Source organism: Streptomyces sp. NPDC030814 (genome assembly GCF_055572155.1).
In genome coordinates, this window is the sequence record NZ_JBVIDX010000002.1 from 38,089 (window position 1) to 58,172 (window position 20,084).

Annotated in this window: 15 protein-coding genes and 3 pseudogenes; 9 read left to right on the forward strand and 9 right to left on the reverse strand. The window is 70.9% G+C overall.

All coding sequences use genetic code 11. From position 1 onward, the window contains the following. Positions 1 to 110 precede the first annotated feature (110 nt). From ACZ43N_RS03695 to ACZ43N_RS03705, 3 genes are all read left to right on the forward strand, one after another. Entirely contained in the window at positions 111 to 1,826 is a 1,716-nt protein-coding gene (locus tag ACZ43N_RS03695; protein WP_468094728.1) for a glycoside hydrolase family 6 protein, read from the forward strand. 295 nt (positions 1,827 to 2,121) lie between these two features. Next, entirely contained in the window at positions 2,122 to 2,715 is a 594-nt protein-coding gene (locus ACZ43N_RS03700) for a dihydrofolate reductase family protein (protein WP_468094729.1), read from the forward strand. 108 nt (positions 2,716 to 2,823) lie between these two features. Then, on the forward strand, positions 2,824 to 3,717 hold the full coding sequence (locus ACZ43N_RS03705) for a class I SAM-dependent methyltransferase (protein WP_468094730.1): 894 nt from the start codon (positions 2,824 to 2,826) through the stop codon (positions 3,715 to 3,717). Between the two features lie 102 nt (positions 3,718 to 3,819). Here the strand turns inward: ACZ43N_RS03705 and ACZ43N_RS03710 are convergent, their stop codons facing one another. Next, on the reverse strand, positions 3,820 to 4,656 hold the full coding sequence (locus ACZ43N_RS03710; protein WP_468094731.1) for an aldo/keto reductase: 837 nt from the start codon (positions 4,654 to 4,656) through the stop codon (positions 3,820 to 3,822). Between the two features lie 231 nt (positions 4,657 to 4,887). On the opposite strand from ACZ43N_RS03710, the gene ACZ43N_RS03715 reads away from it, so the two are divergent. Beyond that, positions 4,888 to 5,667: a Tat pathway signal sequence domain protein gene (locus tag ACZ43N_RS03715; protein WP_468094732.1), complete on the forward strand. Its 780-nt coding sequence runs from the start codon at positions 4,888 to 4,890 to the stop codon at positions 5,665 to 5,667. 39 nt (positions 5,668 to 5,706) lie between these two features. On the opposite strand, the gene ACZ43N_RS03720 is transcribed toward ACZ43N_RS03715, so the two are convergent. Both ACZ43N_RS03720 and ACZ43N_RS03725 read right to left on the reverse strand, forming a co-directional pair. After that, entirely contained in the window at positions 5,707 to 7,533 is a 1,827-nt protein-coding gene (locus ACZ43N_RS03720) for an AMP-dependent synthetase/ligase (protein WP_468094733.1), read from the reverse strand. A gap of 307 nt (positions 7,534 to 7,840) precedes the next feature. Then, positions 7,841 to 8,716, reverse strand: a complete 876-nt coding sequence (locus ACZ43N_RS03725; RefSeq protein ID WP_468094734.1) for a LysR substrate-binding domain-containing protein — start codon at positions 8,714 to 8,716, stop codon at positions 7,841 to 7,843. 142 nt (positions 8,717 to 8,858) lie between these two features. On the opposite strand from ACZ43N_RS03725, the gene ACZ43N_RS03730 reads away from it, so the two are divergent. Continuing rightward, positions 8,859 to 9,899, forward strand: coding sequence for a bile acid:sodium symporter family protein (locus tag ACZ43N_RS03730; protein ID WP_468094735.1), 1,041 nt, complete (start codon positions 8,859 to 8,861; stop codon positions 9,897 to 9,899). Here ACZ43N_RS03730 and ACZ43N_RS03735 read toward each other — a convergent pair. The 6 genes and pseudogenes from ACZ43N_RS03735 to ACZ43N_RS03760 all read right to left on the reverse strand — a co-directional run. Then, complete coding sequence (locus tag ACZ43N_RS03735; protein WP_468094736.1) at positions 9,838 to 11,076, reverse strand: hypothetical protein; 1,239 nt, start codon at positions 11,074 to 11,076, stop codon at positions 9,838 to 9,840. The genes ACZ43N_RS03730 and ACZ43N_RS03735 overlap by 62 nt on opposite strands. Before the next feature lie 10 nt (positions 11,077 to 11,086). Next, a complete protein-coding gene (locus ACZ43N_RS03740) occupies positions 11,087 to 12,982 on the reverse strand; it encodes an exo-alpha-sialidase (RefSeq protein ID WP_468094737.1) in 1,896 nt (631 codons plus the stop codon). Between the two features lie 428 nt (positions 12,983 to 13,410). Continuing rightward, positions 13,411 to 14,277 carry a formate dehydrogenase accessory sulfurtransferase FdhD gene (gene fdhD, locus ACZ43N_RS03745; RefSeq protein WP_468094738.1) on the reverse strand — a complete coding sequence of 289 codons (867 nt, stop codon included), beginning with the start codon at positions 14,275 to 14,277 and terminating at the stop codon, positions 13,411 to 13,413. A 28-nt stretch (positions 14,278 to 14,305) separates the two neighbouring features. Further along, a pseudogene (locus tag ACZ43N_RS03750) lies at positions 14,306 to 15,129 on the reverse strand (2Fe-2S iron-sulfur cluster-binding protein). A 26-nt stretch (positions 15,130 to 15,155) separates the two neighbouring features. Further along, a pseudogene (locus ACZ43N_RS03755) lies at positions 15,156 to 16,250 on the reverse strand (complex I 51 kDa subunit family protein); the annotation flags it as partial. A 30-nt stretch (positions 16,251 to 16,280) separates the two neighbouring features. After that, positions 16,281 to 16,700: pseudogene (locus ACZ43N_RS03760) on the reverse strand (molybdopterin-dependent oxidoreductase); the annotation flags it as partial. Between ACZ43N_RS03760 and ACZ43N_RS03765 the strand changes: the two are divergent. From ACZ43N_RS03765 to ACZ43N_RS03780, 4 genes are all read left to right on the forward strand, one after another. Next, positions 16,632 to 17,339, forward strand: coding sequence for a hypothetical protein (locus ACZ43N_RS03765; RefSeq protein ID WP_468095543.1), 708 nt, complete (start codon positions 16,632 to 16,634; stop codon positions 17,337 to 17,339). The pseudogene ACZ43N_RS03760 and the gene ACZ43N_RS03765 overlap by 69 nt on opposite strands. Positions 17,340 to 17,441: 102 nt before the next feature. Then, on the forward strand, positions 17,442 to 18,776 hold the full coding sequence (locus ACZ43N_RS03770; protein WP_468094739.1) for an OFA family MFS transporter: 1,335 nt from the start codon (positions 17,442 to 17,444) through the stop codon (positions 18,774 to 18,776). Further along, positions 18,742 to 18,879, forward strand: a complete 138-nt coding sequence (locus ACZ43N_RS03775; protein WP_468094740.1) for an MFS transporter small subunit — start codon at positions 18,742 to 18,744, stop codon at positions 18,877 to 18,879. The genes ACZ43N_RS03770 and ACZ43N_RS03775 overlap by 35 nt, the downstream gene beginning before the upstream one ends. Before the next feature lie 149 nt (positions 18,880 to 19,028). Further along, positions 19,029 to 19,979 carry a beta-ketoacyl-ACP synthase III gene (locus ACZ43N_RS03780; protein ID WP_468094741.1) on the forward strand — a complete coding sequence of 317 codons (951 nt, stop codon included), beginning with the start codon at positions 19,029 to 19,031 and terminating at the stop codon, positions 19,977 to 19,979. Positions 19,980 to 20,084: the final 105 nt, after the last annotated feature.

Here is a 20,084-nt window from a genome sequence, read left to right on the forward strand (position 1 = left end):
CCGGGCGCCGGGCCGCGCGACCGTCCGCGCTCCCTCGGCGGGCGGGCACCAGGCACAGCCCCTACGGAACCTCCACGTACACCCCACTACGGAAGAGGAAACCCGCACTCATGAGCCGTACCAGAACAGCACTCCTCGCGGCGATGGCGCTGGTCGCCGGAGCCGCCGGGACCGCGGTGGCCGCCGTGCCGGACGACGCCGGCACCCGGGCGATCCCCTGCACCGTCGACTACAAGGTGCAGAACCAGTGGTCCACCGGCTTCACCGCCGCCGTCACGATCACCAACAACAGCGCCGCGAAGTCCTCGTGGTCCGCGAAGTGGTCGTACGCGGGCAACCAGCAGGTGGGCAACGGCTGGAACGCGAAGATCTCCCAGAGCGGCAGCACCGTGACGGCCTCCAACGAGACGTACAACGGGTCGCTCCCGACCGGCGGTTCGGTCAGCTTCGGCTTCAACGCCGGCTACAGCGGCAGCAACGCCCTCCCGACCACCTTCACGCTCGACGGTGTGACCTGCAACGTCGACGACGGCGGTGGCGGCGGCCCCACCGATCCCGGCCCGGGCAACCCCGGCACGCGGGTGGACAACCCGTACGCCGGCGCCAAGGTGTACGTGAACCCGGAGTGGTCCAGGAACGCCGCCGCCGAGCCGGGCGGCAGCCGGATCGCCAACCAGCCCACGGGCGTGTGGCTGGACCGCATCGCCGCCATCGCGGGTGCCGGCGGCAAGATGGGGCTGCGGGCCCACCTCGACGAGGCGCTGCGGCAGAAGGGCTCCGACCAGCTCGTCGTCCAGCTGGTGATCTACAACCTGCCCGGCCGTGACTGCTCGGCCCTGTCCTCCAACGGCGAGCTCAAGGCCGACGAGATCGACAAGTACAAGACGCAGTACATCGACCCGATCAAGGCGATCCTCGCCGATCCGAAGTACGCCTCGCTGCGCATCGTCACCACGGTCGAGATCGACTCGCTGCCGAACCTCGTCACCAACACCGGCAGCCGCCCGACGGCCGTGCCGCAGTGCGACGTGATGAAGGCCAACGGCAACTACGTCAAGGGTGTCGGCTACGCGCTCAACAAGCTGGGCGACGTCCCCAACGTCTACAACTACGTCGACGCCGGCCACCACGGCTGGCTCGGCTGGGACGACAACTTCGCCCCCTCCGCCGCCATCATGAAGGAGGCGGCGACCGCCGAGGGCGCCACGGTGAACGACGTCCACGGCTTCATCACCAACACGGCGAACTACAGCGCCCTGAAGGAGAACAACTTCACCATCAACGACACCGTGGCCGGCAAGTCGGTCCGCGAGTCGAAGTGGGTCGACTGGAACCGCTACGTCGACGAGCTGTCCTTCGCCCAGGCGTTCCGGGCCCAGGCCGTCTCGGCCGGCTTCAACTCGAACGTCGGCATGCTGATCGACACCTCCCGCAACGGCTGGGGCGGCACCGCTCGGCCCACCGGACCGGGCGCGACGACCAGCGTCGACACCTACGTCGACGGCGGGCGCTACGACCGCCGCCTCAACACCGGCAACTGGTGCAACCAGTCCGGAGCCGGTCTCGGCGAGCGTCCGCAGGCCGCCCCCGCGCCGGGGATCGACGCCTACGTGTGGATGAAGCCCCCGGGGGAGTCCGACGGGGCCAGCTCCCAGATCCCGAACGACGAGGGCAAGGGCTTCGACGGCATGTGCGACCCGACGTACAAGGGCAACCCGCGCAACAACTACAACATGTCCGGCGCCCTGCCGAACGCGCCGCTGTCCGGGCACTGGTTCTCCGCCCAGTTCCAGCAGCTGATGCGGAACGCGTACCCGGCGCTGTGACCTCCGCCGGCTGAGAGGGTCCGCCAGGGGCGCACGCTTCCCCAGCCCCTGGCGGTGCCGGCCGAACGACACACCCGCGCGTGACGGCCGCCCGCCCCTGTGCACGCAGGGGCCGGGCGGCCGTTGCCGTGCCGGAGCCGCGCGTGCCGTTGCGGCGCCGGGGGCCGTGGCGGCCGTTTCCGTGACAGGGTGGTGTGACGCATGTCACTGTGACGTGGGTGGGTGGGGCGATGAGTTCCGGACCGCACCCCGGTCTTCATCGCCGTACACCCCGAGCGGACGAGGAGACCACCCCATGCGCATCGTCATCACCGCGTTCATGAGCCTGGACGGCGTCGTGCAGGCCCCCGGCGGCCCCGAGGAGGACACCGACGGCGGCTTCGCCCACGGCGGCTGGACGCAGGAGTTCTTCGACCCGGAGGTGGTCGGCGGGGCCTGGGACGAGGTGCTGCGCGCGGCCGACGCGCTGCTGTACGGGCGCCGCACCTGGCAGGCGATGGCCGGGGCCTGGCCGGAGCGCGCCGGGGACCCCTTCGCCGACCGGATCAACGCCCTCCCCAAGTACGTGGTCTCCAGCACCCTCGGCGACGACGAGCTGACGTGGAACACCACCCGCGTCCCCGGTGAGGAAGCCGTCGCCCACATCCGCAAGCTGCGCGAGAGCGAGGGCGGCGACCTGCTCGTCATGGGCAGCCCCAGCCTCGCCCGCACCCTCCTGCACGAGGGCCTGGTCGACGAACTGCGGCTGATGATCATGCCGGTCGTCCTCGGCGGCGGAAAGACGATCTTCCCCGACGGTGGCGCCAAGCACACCCTGCAGCTGGTCTCCACGGTCACGAGCCCCACGGGTGTGAACGTCTGTGTCTACCGGGCCGCCGACAAGGGCTGACACCCGGAGAGCGCGAAGCCCGGAGAGTTTGCCATAACGGCAAGGGAGGTTGCCGTTCCGTGGTGCGTCGGCGCAGGCTGACGGCAACCGGAAGAGAGGCTCACCCCCATGGGACATCACCACCAGCACGGACACGGGCACCGCGACCACAGTCACACCGACATCGACTGGGCCGAGCTGGCCGAGCATCTGGAGGAGCAGGCGGAGCTGTTCACCCCGCTGAACCGGCAGGCCGCGGCCTGGGTGGCCGAGCGGCAGCCTGAGCCCGGACTGGTCGTCGACGCCGGCAGCGGGCCGGGCGTGGTGAGCACGCTGCTGGCCGACACGTTCCCCGGCGCCCGTGTCGTCGCCGTGGACGGCTCGGCTCCCCTGCTGGAGCGGGCGCGGGCCCGGGCGGAACGCCTGGGCCTGGCCGACCGGTTCACCACGCTCAAGGCGGAACTCCCCGAGGGCCTGGCCGAGTTGGACTACCCCGCCGATGTGCTGTGGGCGAGCCGCAGTCTGCACCACCTCGGCGACCAGCGGGCCGGCCTCGCCGCCTTCGCCGAGCGGCTGTCCCCGGGCGGGGTACTGGCGCTCGTGGAGGGCGGACTGCCCGCGCGGTTCCTGCCGCGGGACATCGGCATCGGCCGCCCCGGACTCCAGTCCCGGCTCGACGCGGTCGAGGAGCTGTGGTTCGGCGAGATGCGCGCCGCACTGCCCGGCACGGTCGCGGAGGCCGAGGACTGGCCGGGGCTGCTCACCGCCGCCGGCCTGCGTGACGCGACCTCCCGCACCTTCCTGCTGGACCTGCCTGCCCCGGTGTCGGAGGCGGCGCGCGCCCACGCCGTCACCATCTTCCGGCGGCGCCGGGAGACCCTCGCGGAGTACGCGGACCACCTCGACCCGTCCGACCTCGCCACGCTCGACCGGCTCCTGGACCCCGATGACAAGGCGAGCCTGTACCACCGCCCCGACGTGTTCGTCCTCGCGGCCCACACGGTCCACCTCGCCCGCGCGTGACGTAGCCGCGGGCGGCGGTGGACGCCCCGCGGCACACGAAAACCGCCCGCCGAAATCCCCTCGGCGGGCGGTCCCGTCAGTCGGCGTCGGCCGCGGTGGACCTCAGGCCGCGTCGAAGGTCGCCGGGTCGGGACCGATGCGGCGGTCCTCGTTCAGCGCGCTGATCGCGGCGATGTCCTCGGTGTCCAGGGAGAAGTCGAAGACCTCGATGTTCTCCCTGATACGGGACGGCGTCACCGACTTGGGGATGACCACGTTGCCCAGCTGGAGGTGCCAGCGCAGCACGATCTGGGCCGGGGTGCGGCCGTGCTTCTGCGCGATGGCGACGATCGCCGGGACCTCCAGCAGGCCCTTGCCCTGGCCGAGCGGTGACCAGGCCTCGGTGGCGATGCCCTGCTCCGCGTGGTACTCGCGGGCGGCGTGCTGCTGGAGGTGGGGGTGCAGCTCGATCTGGTTGACCGCCGGGATGACGTCGGTCGCCTCGGTCAGCGTCTCCAGGTGCTCCGGAAGGAAGTTGGAGACACCGATGGCCCGTGCCCGGCCGTCGGCGTACAGCTTCTCGAGCGCCTTGTACGTGTCGACGTACGTGCCGCGGGCCGGGAGCGGCCAGTGGATCAGGTACAGGTCGACGTACTCCAGGCCGAGCTTGTCCAGCGACTCGTCGAAGGCGCGGAGCGTGGCGTCGTAGCCCTGGTCGGTGTTCCAGAGCTTCGTGGTCACGAAGAGGTCCTTGCGCGGGACGCCGGAGGCGGCGAGCGCCTTGCCGGTGCCCCGCTCGTTGCCGTAGATCGCGGCCGTGTCGATGCTGCGGTAGCCGGCCTCCAGCGCCGTGCCGACGGCCTGCTCGGCCTCGTCGTCCGGCACCTGCCAGACGCCGAAGCCCAGCTGGGGCATCTCGACGCCGTTGTTCAGGATGATCGGGGGGACCTTGCTGCTCACGAGCTCTCGATCCTTAAAGTCGTCGGTTGGTGCTTCCCATCGTCAACGATCACGGCGCGCGATGCATTCCTGAGCGGCTCGCTCGCGCCCCGAATCGCAGAATGGCCGGAAACGGATCCGGCGGTTCTACGTTATCGGTCCGGACCATTGACCGAACACCGTCACGCGAGGAGCCTTGCCAGCGCCCAACGTACCTCGCTGAACTCCGGTCACGTGCGTGAATGAATGGTCATGACCCCCACTCGCAGGAACCTCCTCGGCGCCGCGCTCGGCGGCACGGCCGCCGCCCTCGGGCTGCCGGCCACCGCGCACGCCGCCTCCTGGCAGCTGAAATGGTCCCCGTCGGCGAGCGCGGACGGACTCCGTGCGTTCGAGACGGTCGAGGACGACCGCGCCGACTCCCACACCTCCGCCGCGCCGCACATCCGCGCCACCGGCGACACCTGGCGGTTCGACATGCACACCGTCGACCGGGACACCTCCACCGACCGGCAGCGCCAGGAGGTCACCGGCCTGCGCACCGGCGGCGGCTTCCTCCGCTGGACCGAGGGGCAGACCTGGCGCGTCACCTACCAGATGTATCTGCCGAGTTCCCTCAGGGCGACCACCAGCTTCACGCACATCATGCAGATGAAGCAGCCCGGCAACGGCACCTCCCCGCTCGTCGTGCAGTCCCTGCGCCGAGACGGGGGAGGTGCCCAGACCATCGAGCTGAAGCTGCCCATCGACGACATCCTGGTCGGCCGCACGGACCTGGCGCCCCTGCACGACTCCTGGACCGACGTCGACTTCCAGGTCAAGGTCGGCAACGGCTCGGCGGGTTCGGTGCGCTGGATCCTCAGGAAGGGCTCGACGACCCTCGTCGACGTCTCCCGCACCGGCGTCGACACCTTCCTCGCCGACCGGCTGCGCCCCAAGTGGGGCATCTACCGCTCCCTCGGCGACACCTCGGGCTCCCTGCACAACTGCCACATGCTGCTGCGGAACATGCGGGGCTACCAGCTGGTCTGACCCGGTACGCCGAGGCGGGCGAGCGCGCCCCGAGCGGTCTCACGCCTGGTACAGCGCCTCCACTTCCTTCGCGTACGTCTTCTCGATCGCCTTCCGCTTCAGTTTCAGCGAGGGCGTCAGCAGCCCCTGCTCCTCGGTGAACTGGTGCGCCAGTATCCGGAACGTACGGATCGACTCGGCCTGCGAGACCAGGGTGTTGGCGGCGACGACCGCCCGCCGCACCTCGGTCTCCAGCTCCGGGTCGCGCACCAGGTCGACCGGTGACAGCTTCGGCTTGCCGTGCATCTGGATCCAGTGCTCGACCGCCTCGGCGTCGAGAGTGACGAGGGCGGCGATGTACGGCCGGTCGTTGCCGACGACGATGCACTGGGCGACCAGCGGATGGTCCCGCACCCGCTCCTCCAGGATCGCCGGGGAAACGCTCTTGCCGCCCGAGGTCACCAGGATCTCCTTCTTGCGCCCGGTGATCGTGAGGTAACCGTCCTCGTCGAGCGACCCCAGATCTCCGGTCGCGAGCCAGCCGTCGTGCAGGGTCTCGTCGGTGGCCTTGGAGTTGTTGAGGTACCCCTGGAAGACATTGGGGCCGCGCAGCCACACCTCGCCGTCGTCCGCGATGTGCACGGTCATGCCCGGGATGGCCTGGCCGACGGTGCCGTACCGGGTTCGCTCGGGCGGATTGGCCGTCGCGGCCGCCGTGCACTCCGTCAGGCCGTACCCCTCGTAGATGTGGATGCCGGCGCCCGCGTAGAACAGGCCGAGCCGGCGGTCCATCGCCGAGCCGCCGGACATCGCGTACTTGATCCGGCCGCCCATGGCGTCCCGGATCCTGGAGTACACGACCTTGTCGAAGAACTGGTGCTGCATCCGCAGTCCCGCCGAGGGACCGGGCCCGATGCCCCAGGCCTTCGCCTCCATCGCGTCCGCGTACTTCACGGCGACCTCGACGGCCTTCTCGAACGGGCCGGCCCTGCCCTCCCGTTCGGCCTTGCGTCGGCTCGCGTTGAAGACCTTCTCGAAGATGTACGGCACCGCCAGGAAGAACGTCGGCCTGAAGGCGGCCAGGTCCGGCAGCAGCACGGCCGCGCTGAGCTGCGGCTGGTGCCCGAACTTCACCTTCCCGCGGATCCCGGCGACCTGCACCATCCGCCCGAAGACATGCGCGAGCGGCAGGAAGAGCAGGGTGGCCGGCTCCGCGCCGCGGCGGGACTTGAACAGCGGCGCCCAGCGCTCGATGACCGTGTCCGCCTCGACCATGAAGTTGGCGTGGGAGATGACACACCCCTTGGGGCGGCCCGTGGTGCCGGACGTGTAAATGATCGTCGCGACCGACTCGGGGGTCACCGCCCGCCGGTGCCGGTGCACCACCTCGTCGTCGAGCTGCGCGCCCGACTCGTACAGTTCCTCCACCGCGCCCGCGTCCAGCTGCCACAGCCGGCGCAGCTGCGGCAGCCGGTCGATGACCGTGGCGATGGTCATCGCGTGGTCCTCGTGCTCGACCATGGCGGCCGTGCACTGGGAGTCGTACAGCATCCAGAAGACCTGCTCGGCGGAGGAGGTCGGGTAGACGGGGACGACCTGGGCGCCGACGGTCCACAGGGCGTAGTCGAACAGGGTCCACTCGTACCGGGTGCGGCACATGATGGCGACCCGGTCGCCGAACCGGACCCCCTGCGACAGCAGGCCCTTGGCCAGCGCCAGCACCTCGTCGCGGAACTCGGCGGAGGTGACATCGCGCCACTCGCCCCGCTCGTCCTTGCGGCCGAGCGCGATGTAGGTCGGGTCCTCCTGGGCGTACTCGAAGACGACGTCGGCCAGACCGCCCACCGGCGGCGCCGACGCCAACGGAGGGTTGGTGAACTCGCGCAAACCCGCTCCTCGTGGCGCTCCGCACAGCGCGTGAAAGCTACCTCACCGGAAGCCGGGATGGGAGGGGAATCGGAGGGGACGAATCGCCAAGATCAGTGCGAGCGGGGAGGGGAAAACATACGCAGAAAGGGAGGTTACGGATGAAATTCCTTACGCCGCAGTAGGTTTCGGCACCGTAATCTCCACCGAATCTGTACGACCCGATTACCGCCACCGCTGGGGCCGGATCGCGCCGCTTCACGGCCGGCCCCAGCGATACCGGTCACAAGGACCGACATCAGTACCAGCGCAGCGGCGCACCGGTCCGTCACACCCCGCGGGCCCGGCCGTGGAGGCGGTCGCCGCCGGAGAGGATCGCCGCGGCCAGCGCGTCCGCCGCGCTCGTCGCCGCTCCCGGGCGCCGTCCGTGCACGAGCACGAAGTCGACCTCGCCGAGTTCCGGCAGCCCCGCCCGCTCGGGCACCCGGACCAGACCGGGAGGCACCAGGCGACGGGAATGAGCCATCACCCCGAGGCCCGCGCGGGCGGCGGCGATGAGGCCGTTCAGGCTGCCGCTGGTGCAGGCCACACGCCATGCGCGGCCCTCCCGTTCCAGCGCCTCCAGCGCCAGCGCGCGGGTGATGCCCGGCGGCGGATAGACGATCAGTGGCACCGGCCGGTCGGGGTCGAGGCGCAGCCGCTCCGCGCCGATCCACACCAGCCGGTCCGTCCAGACGGGCTCGCCGCGCGGGTCCTCGGGGCGCCGCTTCGCCAGCACCAGATCGAGCTTGCCCGCCGCGAGCTGCTCGTGGAGCGTGCCGGACAGCTCGACGGTCAGCTCCAGGTCGACCTCGGGATGGTCGTGCCGGAAGCCCTCCAGGATTTCCGGCAGCCGGGTCAGCACGAAGTCCTCCGACGCGCCGAAACGCAGCCGGCCACGCAGCCGGGTCCCGGTGAAGAACGCCGTCGCCTGCTCGTGCACCTCCAGGAGCCGGCGCGCGAACCCCAGCATCGCCTCGCCGTCCTCGGTCAGCTCCACCGAGTGCGTGTCCCGGGTGAACAGCTGACGCCCCACCGCGTCCTCCAGGCGGCGTACGTGCTGGCTCACCGTCGACTGGCGCAGGCCCAGCCGCCGCGCCGCCTGGGTGAAGCTCAGCGTCTGGGCCACCGCGAGGAACGTCCGCAGATGGGAGGGGTCGTACATGAGGGCACCCTATCCTGGTCATCACGAGATGTGATGACAGTCAGAGCCGTATGACGGATTCCCGATCACGGGGTGGGGGAGGACGATGGAGAGGGGCCCTCCGGCCTCCGACGCACCCCCGATCGAAAGCACGTGGAGCACCGTGAAACGCCTGCAGTGGCCGAGCTGGATGCCGATCGACCCGTACATCCTGCTGTTGCTCGGGACGGTGGGGCTCGCGGCGCTCCTCCCCGCGCGGGGCACGGCCGCGGACGTCGCCTCCGGCGCGTCCACGGCGGCGATCGCCTTCCTGTTCTTCCTCTACGGGGCCCGGCTCTCCACCCGTGAGGCCCTGGACGGCCTGAAGCACTGGCGGCTCCATGCCACCGTCCTCGCCTGCACGTTCGTCGTCTTCCCGCTGCTGGGCCTGGCCGCCCGTGGCCTCGAACCGGTGTTCTTGAACCACTCCCTCTACACCGGTCTGCTCTTCCTCACCCTCGTCCCGTCGACCATCCAGTCCTCGATCGCCTTCACTTCGATGGCCCGCGGCAACGTGCCCGCCGCGATCTGCGCGGGCTCCTTCTCCTCCCTCGCGGGCATCGTCATCACCCCGCTGCTCGCGGCGAGCCTGCTCGGCGGCAGCGTGGGCGGCTTCTCCGCCGACGCGCTCTGGAAGATCGTGCTCCAGCTGCTGGTGCCGTTCGTCGCGGGGCAGATCACCCGCCGCTGGATCGGCGGCTTCGTGGCCCGGCGCAAGAGGGTCCTCGGCCTCGTCGACCGCGCCTCGATCCTCCTCGTCGTCTACGTCGCCTTCAGCGAGGGCATGGTGCGCGGCATCTGGAGCCAGGTCGGCCCCCTGCGGCTCGGCGGGCTGCTGGTCGTCGAGGCCGTGCTCCTCGCGGTGATGCTCACGCTCACCTGGTACGGCGCGAAGGCCCTGCGCTTTTGCCGGGCCGACCGCGTCGCCATCCAGTTCGCCGGCTCCAAGAAGTCCCTCGCCTCCGGACTGCCCATGGCGAGCGTCCTGTTCGGCGCCGAGGCGTCTCTCGCCGTGCTCCCCCTGATGCTGTTCCACCAGATGCAGCTCATGGTCTGCGCGGTCATCGCCAAGCGCCGCTCGCACGACCCCGAGGAGGCGGAGGTCACGGAGCAGCGAGACGAAGCGATACGAACCGCGGTCGGTACAGGGACACGTTCCGCGTGATGTTCAGCTGCGCCGCCGCCCCGTTCGCGTCCAGCCAGTTGACGTCGTAGCTGAGGACCAGCCGTCCGTCGCCGCCGACCACCTCGTGCGCCTGCGGGTTGTAGGCCGCCACCCCGTCCCCCGGCAGCGGCGGGCCGAACCCCCTGGTGGGCCCGTGCCAGGGCCCGGTGGGGGAGCACGCCCAGTACGCGGTGACCGTGCTCAACCCCTCGGTCCCGGCGGCCATGGTGAACAGCACATACGTCCGCCCGTCCCGGACGACGCTGAAGGCGCTGCCCACGCCCTTGTCCTCGCCGTTCCCGAGCACCGCCGCCGGACGCGCCCGCACCGCCCACCGTGAGCCGTCCCAGTACTCCCACGCCCCCGGCTCCCCGAGCCTGCCGCGGGGCACCCGGGCGACGTACGCGTGGGAGGTCGGCCGGGATGCGGCCTGGGCGTCGGTGCCGCCGAAGACGTACGTCCAGTCGCCCGCGTCGACGGCCGTCGTCCCGAACAGCACCCGCCGGGCGGGGTCGGCGACCGACGCCTGGTCGAGGACCGTCGTGATCCCCTCCAGCCGCAGCGCGGGCAGCGACAGCGTCGCGACCTCGGTGGCCGTGGGCACCCCGTAGATCCAGGGTGCCTGCCCCGCTGTACGGGTCCACAGCAGCACACGGACGACCTTCTCGGGGGAGCCGGGGGAGCGGGGCTCGACCCGGGCGGCCACCGGCCAGCGCCACCGCTGCGGTGCCGGGTCGGGGAAGACGGGGGCCGGGAGCGTGGACTCCAGCCGGCCCGAGGGGGACATCACGACGGCCGAGTTGCGCACGAGGGGCGTCGAGACGTCCCGCCAGGCCACGGACTCGCCGACCGGGTTGGGCGGCGCGTGCACCTGGCCCAGATAGGTGTCGGAGAACAGCCACAGCACCCGCCCGTCGGGCAGGCGCACCGAGTGGGTGCCGTCGCCGCCGGTCCAGTCGTCGGTGCGGGTCGCGTCGTCGCCGTAGCGGGCGAACTCACCGGTCAGCGGCTCGTCCGGGTCCCAGTCCCGGACGGTGCGGGCCGTGCAGGTGCGGCCGCCCTCCCGGTCGTTGTCCGGGAGGGCGGTGAGCAGCACGGCCGCGAGGGCCAGGACCAGCGCCAGGATCAGGACCGGTCCGGCCCCCGTCCGCCGTCGTGCTCCTGCGTCGTCGGGCACGGAAGGGACGTTAGTGGCCCCGGTCCACTCGGTCCATGGGCAGCCACAGGATCGCGCCGCGCCGCGCGGCAGGGTCCCCCGCCCGCAGCCCGGCCACCTCGTCGTCGCTCAACGCCCGGTCGACGACGAGCACTTCGTCGATCGCGCCGGTGAAGTGCACCCGGCTGTCGACCCGTTGCCCGAGATGCACCCCGAACGGCGAGTTCCGGCTGACCGATCCGGCGACGTCGGCGGCGGCGAACCGCGCATCGTCCACGAACAGCGCCAATTCCCCGCCGCCGCGCCGCAGCACCAGGTGGTGCCACTGCCCGTCGTTGTACGCGCCGGTCGACCGCACCGACACACTCCTGGGCGGCGCGGCCCCGTCCCGCACGGTCATCAGCCCCGTCAGCCTCCCCGACGCCGGCTCACCGCGCACCCACACCTGCGGCTGCGTGGTCCCCACCCCGCCCATCCACAACATCGGCTGCTCCCCGGTGGTCGCCTCGTACCGGAACCAGAGTGAGGCGGTGAAGTCCTTCTCGTGGAGCGGCAGTCGGGACCGGTACGGCAGCCGTACGGCGTCGTCGGCGCCGTCGAACTCGATCGCGCCCCCGAACGCTCCGCCCGTGGAGCGCGCGCCCCCGAGCACGACCGCCCGCCTGCCGCCGGGTGCCCGGTCGGGCGTCGTCGGGTCCGGACCCCGGCGAGGCTTCAGCCAGTCCTCGGTGAAACGGACGAAGCGGATCTCGTCCCTGGCGTCGACGGCACCGCCCTCGTACATCAGTCCGACGACATCGTTGCCGTCGACGCCGCGGTCGATCCGCACCAGGTCCGAGTAGCCGGACCAGTCCGTGGTGACGACCGTGCCCCGGTCCACGCTCTCCCAGGTGCGCCCGCCGTCGTACGAGGAGCGGATCGCCATGGTCCGACGGCGGTCCGGGTCGGCGGGCCCGGCCAGCAGCATGCGGTCGCCGAGCCGTAACGTGGAGCCCTGGACCTGGGGCATGTAGAGGTCCGGCAGCGCCCGGAACGGGGACACGAAGCCGCCGCCGTCGCGGCTGACCGCCTGGCTGCGGTGCCCGAGGTCGGTGCCGTCCTGCTCCCGCCCGCTCACCAGCACCGAGCCGTCGGCGCGTTCGGTGAGTGTCAGCTCCGACGGCTTCTGCCGGAATGTGCCGTCGGCCGCGATCGCCCAGGTGTCCGTGGCGCCGATGCGCCAGTTCTCGCCGCCGTCGTCGCTGGTGACGAGCGCCGCGTGGTTGGCGGTGACCCGGCCGTCCGCCCAGGTCTCGGCGTTCACCCCGAAGACCAGCCGGCCGGCGTGCCGGCCCCGCGTGAGCTGGATGCCGTGCACCGGCCCGGTGGCGTACCAGGAGTTCCAGTGGGCCGGGCGGATCCGCTCACCGAGAGGGCGCGGCTCGGACCAGGTCAGTCCGTCGTCGTCGCTGTACTGCAGGTACGGCGTGCGGTCACAGGGCACGTCGCAGCTCGCGCTGTCCGTACGGCCCGTGTTGTACGTCTCCGCCAGCAGGATCCGGCCGGTCTCCCGGTCCACGACGGGGGCGGGGTTGCCGTGTGTGTCGCCGTCGCCGGCGTTGACGACCCGGAGCGGGCCCCAGGTGCGGCCGCCGTCCGTGGACCGCTTCAGCACGAGGTCTATGTCGGCCGCGTCCCCGCAGTTCAGGACGCGCCCCTCGGCGAAGGCCAGGAGCGTCCCCTTCGTGCTCCGCACGATCGCCGGGATACGGAAGCAGGCGTATCCCGGGTCCTGGGACGCCTTGAACAGCACCTGTTGCTCGAACTCGGTTGCGCCGGGCCCTTGCCGGTCCTCCGCCCCTGCGGAGTGGGGGAGGGCGAGGAGTGCGGTGGTGGTGAGTACGGCGGTGAGGGTGGATCTGAGACGTGCGCGAAGACTCGACGGCACGGTGCGGCCAGCCCTTCATGCGTCCGGGTGAGGGGACATCGGACGTCCCATGTCCGATGTCCGGCCTCAGACGCTACGTGGGGGCTCGGGGGCCCCACAAGAACCGTGCGGACGGTGTGTCAGGGCGCCTTGTGACTCGGGGGTTCGGGTGAGTTGGAGACTGCGGGTGGGTGGGGGGCGTTCGCGCAGTTCCCCGCGCCCCTGAAAAGCGGCCGGGGCTGCGCCCCGTGCTTTTCAGGATGAAGGGCGGGCCGCAGGTCCAACCCTTCAGGGGCGCGGGGAACTGCGCGACAAGCCCCCACCCACCCGCACCCGGCAACGCGCCAGTGGCCCAACGGCGCGGGCCCGGCGGCTGAACCGGCGGAGCCCCCGGCGCAGGGGGCACTCCCCGCCGACGGGGCTCCGCCGCCGTGGCGCGGGGAGCCGGTTCAGCCACCCTGCGTGGCCGTGGCCCGCAGGGCGATCCGGTGCTCACCCGCGTACACGTTCATGGAGGCTCCCCGCAGGAAGCCGACGAGGGTCAGCCCCGTCTCGGCGGCCAGGTCCACCGCCAGTGACGAGGGCGCCGACACCGCCGCGAGGACCGGGATCCCGGCCATCACCGCCTTCTGCGCCAGCTCGAAGGAGGCCCGCCCCGACACCAGCAGCACGGCTCGCGACAGCGGCAGGGCCCCGCTCTGGAGCGCCCGCCCGACCAGCTTGTCCACCGCGTTGTGCCGGCCCACGTCCTCCCGTACGTCGAGCAGCTCGCCGTCCTCGGTGAACAGGGCCGCCGCGTGCAGGCCCCCGGTCCGGTCGAAGACCCGCTGGGCCGCGCGGAGCCGGTCGGGGAGGCTCGCGAGGAGGCCGGGGTCGAGGCGGACCGGGGGAGCGTCACCGCCGTGCGTGTCGTCGAGGGCCCAGCGGGCCGTCGTACGGACCGCGTCCAGGGAGGCCTTGCCGCACAGCCCGCAGGACGACGTGGTGTAGACGTTGCGTTCGAGGGTGATGTCCGGAATCACCACCCCGGAGGTCGTCCGCACGTCCACCACGTTGTACGTGTTGGAGCCGTCGGCCGTGGCGCCCGCGCAGTACACGATGTTCTGCAGGTCGGACTTCTCGGCGAGGACACCCTCGCTGACCAGGAAACCGGCGGCGAGCGCGAAGTCGTCGCCGGGAGTGCGCATGGTGATGGCGAGCGGCTTGCCGTTGAGACGGATCTCCAGTGGCTCCTCGGCGACGAGCGTGTCCGGGCGCGAGGAGACCGCCCCGTCCCGGATGCGGATCACCTTGCGTCGTTCCGTGACTCGTCCCATGTCCTGCCCCTGTCCCGACCAGTGTCCATCAGTCCCGGTTCTGTACGTGCTGATAGCCGAAGCGACCCTTGATGCACAGGTTGCCGCGGGTCACCGGGTTGTCGTGCGGCGAGGTGACCTTCACGATCTCATTGTCCTGCACGTGCAGGGTGAGGTCGCAGCCCACTCCGCAGTACGCGCACACCGTGGTCGTCTCCGTCTGCGCCGACTCGTCCCAGGTGCCCGCGGCCCGCATGTCGAACTCCGACTTGAAGGAGAGCGCGCCCGTCGGACACACCTCGATGCAGTTCCCGCGGTACACGCACGCCGAGTCGGTCAGCGGGGCGTCGTGTTCCACGGCGATCCGCGCGTCGAAGCCGCGTCCGGCGACGGAGATCGCGAACGTGTTCTGCCACTGGTCGCCGCAGGGTCCACGCACTTGTAGCAGAGGATGCACTTGTCGTAGTCACGGACGTAGAGGTCGTTGTCGATCTTGGGAGACTCGTTCAGGCGGGCCGCGTCCGCGCCGAAGCGGTCCGGTTTCGCCTCGTACTCCTTGATCCACCCGGCGACCTCCGGGGTCGTCGACAGGTCGACCGAGGACGCGAGGAGCTCAAGGACGATCTTGCGGCTGTGCCGGGCCCGCTCGGTGTCGGTCCGCACCTCCATACCGGGCTCGGCCGTGCGGGAGCAGGCCGGGACGAGCGTCCTGGAGCCCTCGACCTCCACCACACAGACCCGGCAGGCGTTCTTCGGGGTGAGGGTGTCGCCCTGGCAGAGCGTCGGGATGTCCTTGCCGGCGGCCCGGCAGGCGTCGAGGATCGTCGAGCCCTCGGGGACCCTCGCCTCCTCCCCGTCGAGGGTGAACTCCAGCAGCCGCCGCGGCACACCCAGCGGTATCACGGTCGTTCGTACGCCCCCAGACGGTCGATGGCGGATTCCACGGCGTTCCACGCGGTCTGTCCGAGACCGCAGATGGAGGCGTCCCGCATGGCGCGGCCGACCTCCCTGAGCAGCGCGATGTCGTCGGCCGCGGCGGCCCCGGTCCGCTCGGTGATCCGGTGCAGCGCCTCCTCCTGCCGTACGGTCCCGACGCGGCAGGGCACGCACTGCCCGCAGGACTCGTCCCGGAAGAACTCCGCGATCCGCAGCAGCAGCCGGGGCAGCGGGACCGTGTCGTCGAAGGCCATGACCACGCCCGAGCCGAGCGTGGTGCCCGCCTCCCGCGTGCCCTCGAAGGTGAGCGGGATGTCCAGCTCGTCGGGCCGCACGAAGCCGCCCGCCGCGCCACCCAGCAGCACCGCCCGCAGCCGCTCCCGCACACCGGCCGACTCCAGCAGCTCGCCGAGTGTCGCGCCGAACGGCAGCTCGTAGACGCCGGGCCGGTCCACGCTGCCCGACACACAGAACAGCTTGGGCCCGGTGGACCGCCCGGTGCCGATCGCCGCGTACGCCGGGGCGCCCATGGTCAGGATCGGCAGGACGTTCACCAGCGTCTCGACGTTGTTCTCCACCGTCGGCTTGCCGAACAGGCCCTTCTCCACGGGGAACGGCGGCTTCGAGCGCGGCTCGCCCCGGTAGCCCTCGATCGAGTTGAACAGGGCCGTCTCCTCGCCGCAGATGTAGGCGCCCGCGCCCCGGCGGATCTCGATGTCGAAGGCGTAGCCCTGGCCGAGGACGTCATCACCGAGGAGCCCCCGGGCGCGGGCCTGCGCGATGGCCTGCTCGAGCCGGCGCAGGGTGCGCGGGTACTCGCCGCGCAGATACAGGTAGCCCCGGTGGGCGCCGGTCGCGTACGCGGCGATCGTCATCGCCTCGACCAGGGAGAACGGGTCGCCCTCCATGAGCACCCGGTCCTTGAAAGTGCCCGGTTCGGACGCGTCCGCGTTGCACACCAGGTAGTGCGGATGGTCGGGCTGGGCCGCTGTGGCCTGCCATTTCCGGCCGGTGGGGAAGGCGGCGCCGCCCCGTCCGACCAGACCCGAGTCGGTCACCACGAAGGCGGCGGACAGCCCGGCGACGCTCGGCGCATGACAGGTGCGGTTGCAGGAGTCCACGTTGTGGGTGCCCATGACGACACGGGCGAACTTCTGCGCCACGTAGTTCATCTCGTTGGTGGCGCGGGCGCAGGAGAACATCCCGAACGCGCCGCGGTTGCGTGCGATGCCGCGAGCGGCACGGCCCAGTGCCTCCTCCCAGGTGGCCCGCCGGAAGGGCCCGTCCAGTATGGAAGTTCGGCCGGCAAGGGTTCGCGCGATGACGGGAACCGACCGCAGTGGAGGGGTGCTCACCGTGCTCGTCCGGCTTTGTTCTCGGGCGTGTCCATGTCCTAGGGTCCCGGAGCAAGGCACGATCAACGGGGTGAACGGGTGCGCGTGGTGCGGAGCTTGGCGGCCGTGGTGGCCGCCGGTGTGATGGTGGTGTCCCTGGCCGGATGCGACCACAAGGACCAGGTCGGCAAGAGCCAGGTCGAAAACGGGCGGGCCGGCGAGGACCGGACCGGCGAGGAAGAGGCCGGGAGCGGTGACGAGGAGTCCGCCGCGCTGGGGCAGCGCAACGGAGGCGCCACGAGTGATCTGCCGGGCGGGCTGACCACACGGCAGAAGCTCATGCTCGACAACCTCCCGGAGTCCGGGTCGGTCATGGCGGCCGGTGAGTACCTGCAGCGGTTCACGACCTGCGAGCAGTACAGCATCGACCCGGCCGACACCCGCTACTACCCCATGGACGAGGAGTTCGACGAGAGCTGGGGCGTGCGCTTCCGCGGCACCTGCAACGACGCGGGCGACAGCTACATCCGTGTCTTCTGGACCGGGACGGACGGCATGAAGACCTTCCAGGAGGCCTACCGTGCCGACATCGCCGAGCGGATCAAGAAGTCACCGAGCGCGGGCATCGAAGGCGGCTTCGCCATCGGCAAGGACTTCGCCGTGATCGCGCCGGACCCCGACACCGTGCGGCAGCTGTCCGCCTCGTTCCTGCTGGTCCTCAACTGCAACCCCGACTTCGAGCCCGTCGGCGACATGAGCACCGCGCCCGCGCAGGTGGACGGGTGCGTGCTGACGGACGACTTCACCGACTGAGCTGTCCCGCACGACCGTTCGGCGCGCGCTGCATACCGCTCATCGCATACGGTCGACGCGCCGCCTTTTCAACTCCCTTGCCACTCCCTACCGTCCGGGATCATGAGTCCCCCCGTCGCACCCCTGGGCTGGAGCCGCTGGCTCGTTCCCCCCGCCGCCCTCTCGGTCCATCTCTCCATCGGACAGGCCTACGCCTGGAGCGTGTTCAAGCCGCCCCTCGAATCCGCGCTCGGCCTCAGCGGAACGCAGAGCGCGCTGCCCTTCCAACTCGGCATCGTCATGCTGGGCCTGTCCGCCGCGTTCGGCGGGACGCTCGTGGAGCGCAACGGGCCGCGCTGGGCCATGACCGTGGCCCTGATCTGCTTCTCCTCCGGCTTCCTGATCGCCTCCCTGGGTGCGGCCACCGAGCAGTACTGGCTGATCGTCTTCGGCTACGGCTTCGTCGGCGGGATCGGCCTCGGAATCGGCTACATCTCGCCCGTCTCCACCCTGATCAAGTGGTTCCCGGACCGACCCGGCATGGCCACCGGCATCGCCATCATGGGCTTCGGCGGCGGTGCGCTGATCGCCTCGCCGTGGTCCGCGCAGATGCTGGAGAGCTTCGGCGCCGACCCCTCCGGGATCGCCGTCGCCTTCCTCGTCCACGGACTGTCGTACGCGGTGTTCATGTCCCTCGGTGTGCTGCTCGTCCGGGTGCCGCGCGGCGAGAAGCCCGTGGACAGCGGCCCGAGCGCGTTCGAGGGCCCGCAGGTCTCCGCCCGCAACGCCATCCGCACCCCGCAGTTCTGGTGCCTGTGGGTCATCCTCTGCATGAACGTGTCCGCGGGCATCGGCATCCTGGAGAAGGCCGCCCCGATGATCACGGACTTCTTCGCCGAGTCCTCCACACCGGTCTCGGCCGGCGCGGCGGCGGGCTTCGTGGCACTTCTCTCGGCGGCCAACATGGCGGGCCGCATCACCTGGTCGTCGACCTCCGACCTGATCGGACGCAAGAACATCTACCGCGTCTACCTCGGCGTCGGCGCCCTGATGTACCTGCTCATCGCACAGTTCGGCGACTCCTCCAAGCCGCTGTTCATCGTCTGCGCCCTGGTGATCCTCTCCTTCTACGGAGGTGGCTTCGCCACCATCCCCGCCTATCTGAAGGACCTCTTCGGCACCTACCAGGTCGGCGCCATCCACGGCCGGCTGCTCACCGCCTGGTCCACCGCCGGCGTCCTCGGTCCGCTGATCGTCAACTGGATCGCGGACCGGCAGGAGGAGGCCGGCAAGAGCGGCCCCGACCTCTACGGAATGTCCTTCTTCATCATGATCGGCCTGCTCGTCGTCGGCTTCGTCGCCAACGAACTGGTCCGGCCCGTCCACCCCCGCTTCCACATCCCCGCCCCGAGGGAGGCCGCCGATGTCGTCCAACGACAGCAGCCCGAGTCAGCCTGACCGGCGTCCACTGATCGTCTTCGCCTGGCTGTGGGTGGGCGTACCGCTCGCCTACGGACTGTACGAACTCGTACAGAAGGCCACGCAACTGTTCACCGCATAACCGCTCGGCATGTACTCGGATGTCCAGAGGTCTGACAGAAGCCCACAACTAGGGTTCGTCTTTACTGTCGCCTCACTCGCCCTCGTACCCGTGAGTCACTGCGCAAACTGGTGAATCCCGCTGACCACAGGCTACGAGGGGGAACACCCATGAACGGCTCGCGCATCGCCGCTGTCGGCCACTACCAGCCCGCCAAGGTGCTCACCAATGAGGACCTGGCGGGCATGGTCGACACCAGTGACGAGTGGATCACGAGTCGTGTGGGCATCCGCACCCGGCACATCGCCGGACCCGACGAACCCGTCGACGAGCTGGCCGGGCACGCCGCCGCCAAGGCGCTCGCCTCGGCCGGCCTCGCCGCCGACGACATCGACCTGGTCGTGGTCGCCACCTCCACGGCCGTCGACCGCTCCCCGAACATGGCCGCCCGGGTCGCCCACCGCCTCGGCATCCCGTCCCCGGCCGCGATGGACGTCAACGTCGTCTGCGCCGGCTTCACCCACGCCCTCGCCACCGCCGACCACGCCGTACGCGCGGGCGCGGCCACCCGCGCGCTCGTCATCGGCGCCGACAAGATGTCCGAGGTCACGGACTGGACCGACCGTACGACCTGCGTGCTCGTCGGGGACGGGGCGGGCGCGGCGGTCGTCGAGGCGGCCGATGCGGCCTCCGGCGCGCCCGGCATCGGACCGGTGCTGTGGGGCTCGGTGCCCGAGATGGGACACGCGGTACGGATCGAGGGGACGCCCGCGCGGTTCGCCCAGGAGGGGCAGAGCGTCTACCGCTGGGCCACCACCAAGCTGCCGCCCATCGCCCGCGCCGCCTGCGAGAGGGCCGGGCTCGCCCCGGCCGACCTCGCCGCGGTCGTCCTCCACCAGGCCAACCTGCGCATCATCGAACCCCTCGCCGAGAAGATCGGCGCCGTCAACGCCGTCGTCGCCCGGGACGTCACGGAGTCCGGCAACACCTCGGCCGCGAGCATCCCGCTCGCCTTCTCCAAGCTCGTCGAACGTGGCGAGATCTCCAGCGGTGACCCCGTGCTGCTGTTCGGGTTCGGCGGAAACCTGTCGTACGCCGGACAGGTCGTCCGCTGCCCCTGAGCACCGCCCCGGCGACGATGTGACGAGGCAGACTCGTCAACTCCCTGGCCAATGGGGCTCGTAGACTGTAGACGAAAGACAATCCATACGGGCTGTTGACTTCGA

What these genes read in the sequence shown, in the direction of transcription:
- ACZ43N_RS03695 (WP_468094728.1), top strand. Translation starts at nt 111, where the DNA reads ATGAGCCGTACCAGAACAGCACTCCTCGCGGCGATGGCGCTGGTCGCC.
- ACZ43N_RS03775 (WP_468094740.1), top strand. Translation starts at nt 18,742, where the DNA reads ATGTCGTCCAACGACAGCAGCCCGAGTCAGCCTGACCGGCGTCCACTG.
- fdhD (WP_468094738.1), bottom strand. Translation starts at nt 14,277, where the DNA reads ATGGGACGAGTCACGGAACGACGCAAGGTGATCCGCATCCGGGACGGG.
- ACZ43N_RS03700 (WP_468094729.1), top strand. Translation starts at nt 2,122, where the DNA reads ATGCGCATCGTCATCACCGCGTTCATGAGCCTGGACGGCGTCGTGCAG.
- ACZ43N_RS03715 (WP_468094732.1), top strand. Translation starts at nt 4,888, where the DNA reads ATGACCCCCACTCGCAGGAACCTCCTCGGCGCCGCGCTCGGCGGCACG.
- ACZ43N_RS03725 (WP_468094734.1), bottom strand. Translation starts at nt 8,716, where the DNA reads ATGTACGACCCCTCCCATCTGCGGACGTTCCTCGCGGTGGCCCAGACG.
- ACZ43N_RS03705 (WP_468094730.1), top strand. Translation starts at nt 2,824, where the DNA reads ATGGGACATCACCACCAGCACGGACACGGGCACCGCGACCACAGTCAC.
- ACZ43N_RS03770 (WP_468094739.1), top strand. Translation starts at nt 17,442, where the DNA reads ATGAGTCCCCCCGTCGCACCCCTGGGCTGGAGCCGCTGGCTCGTTCCC.
- ACZ43N_RS03780 (WP_468094741.1), top strand. Translation starts at nt 19,029, where the DNA reads ATGAACGGCTCGCGCATCGCCGCTGTCGGCCACTACCAGCCCGCCAAG.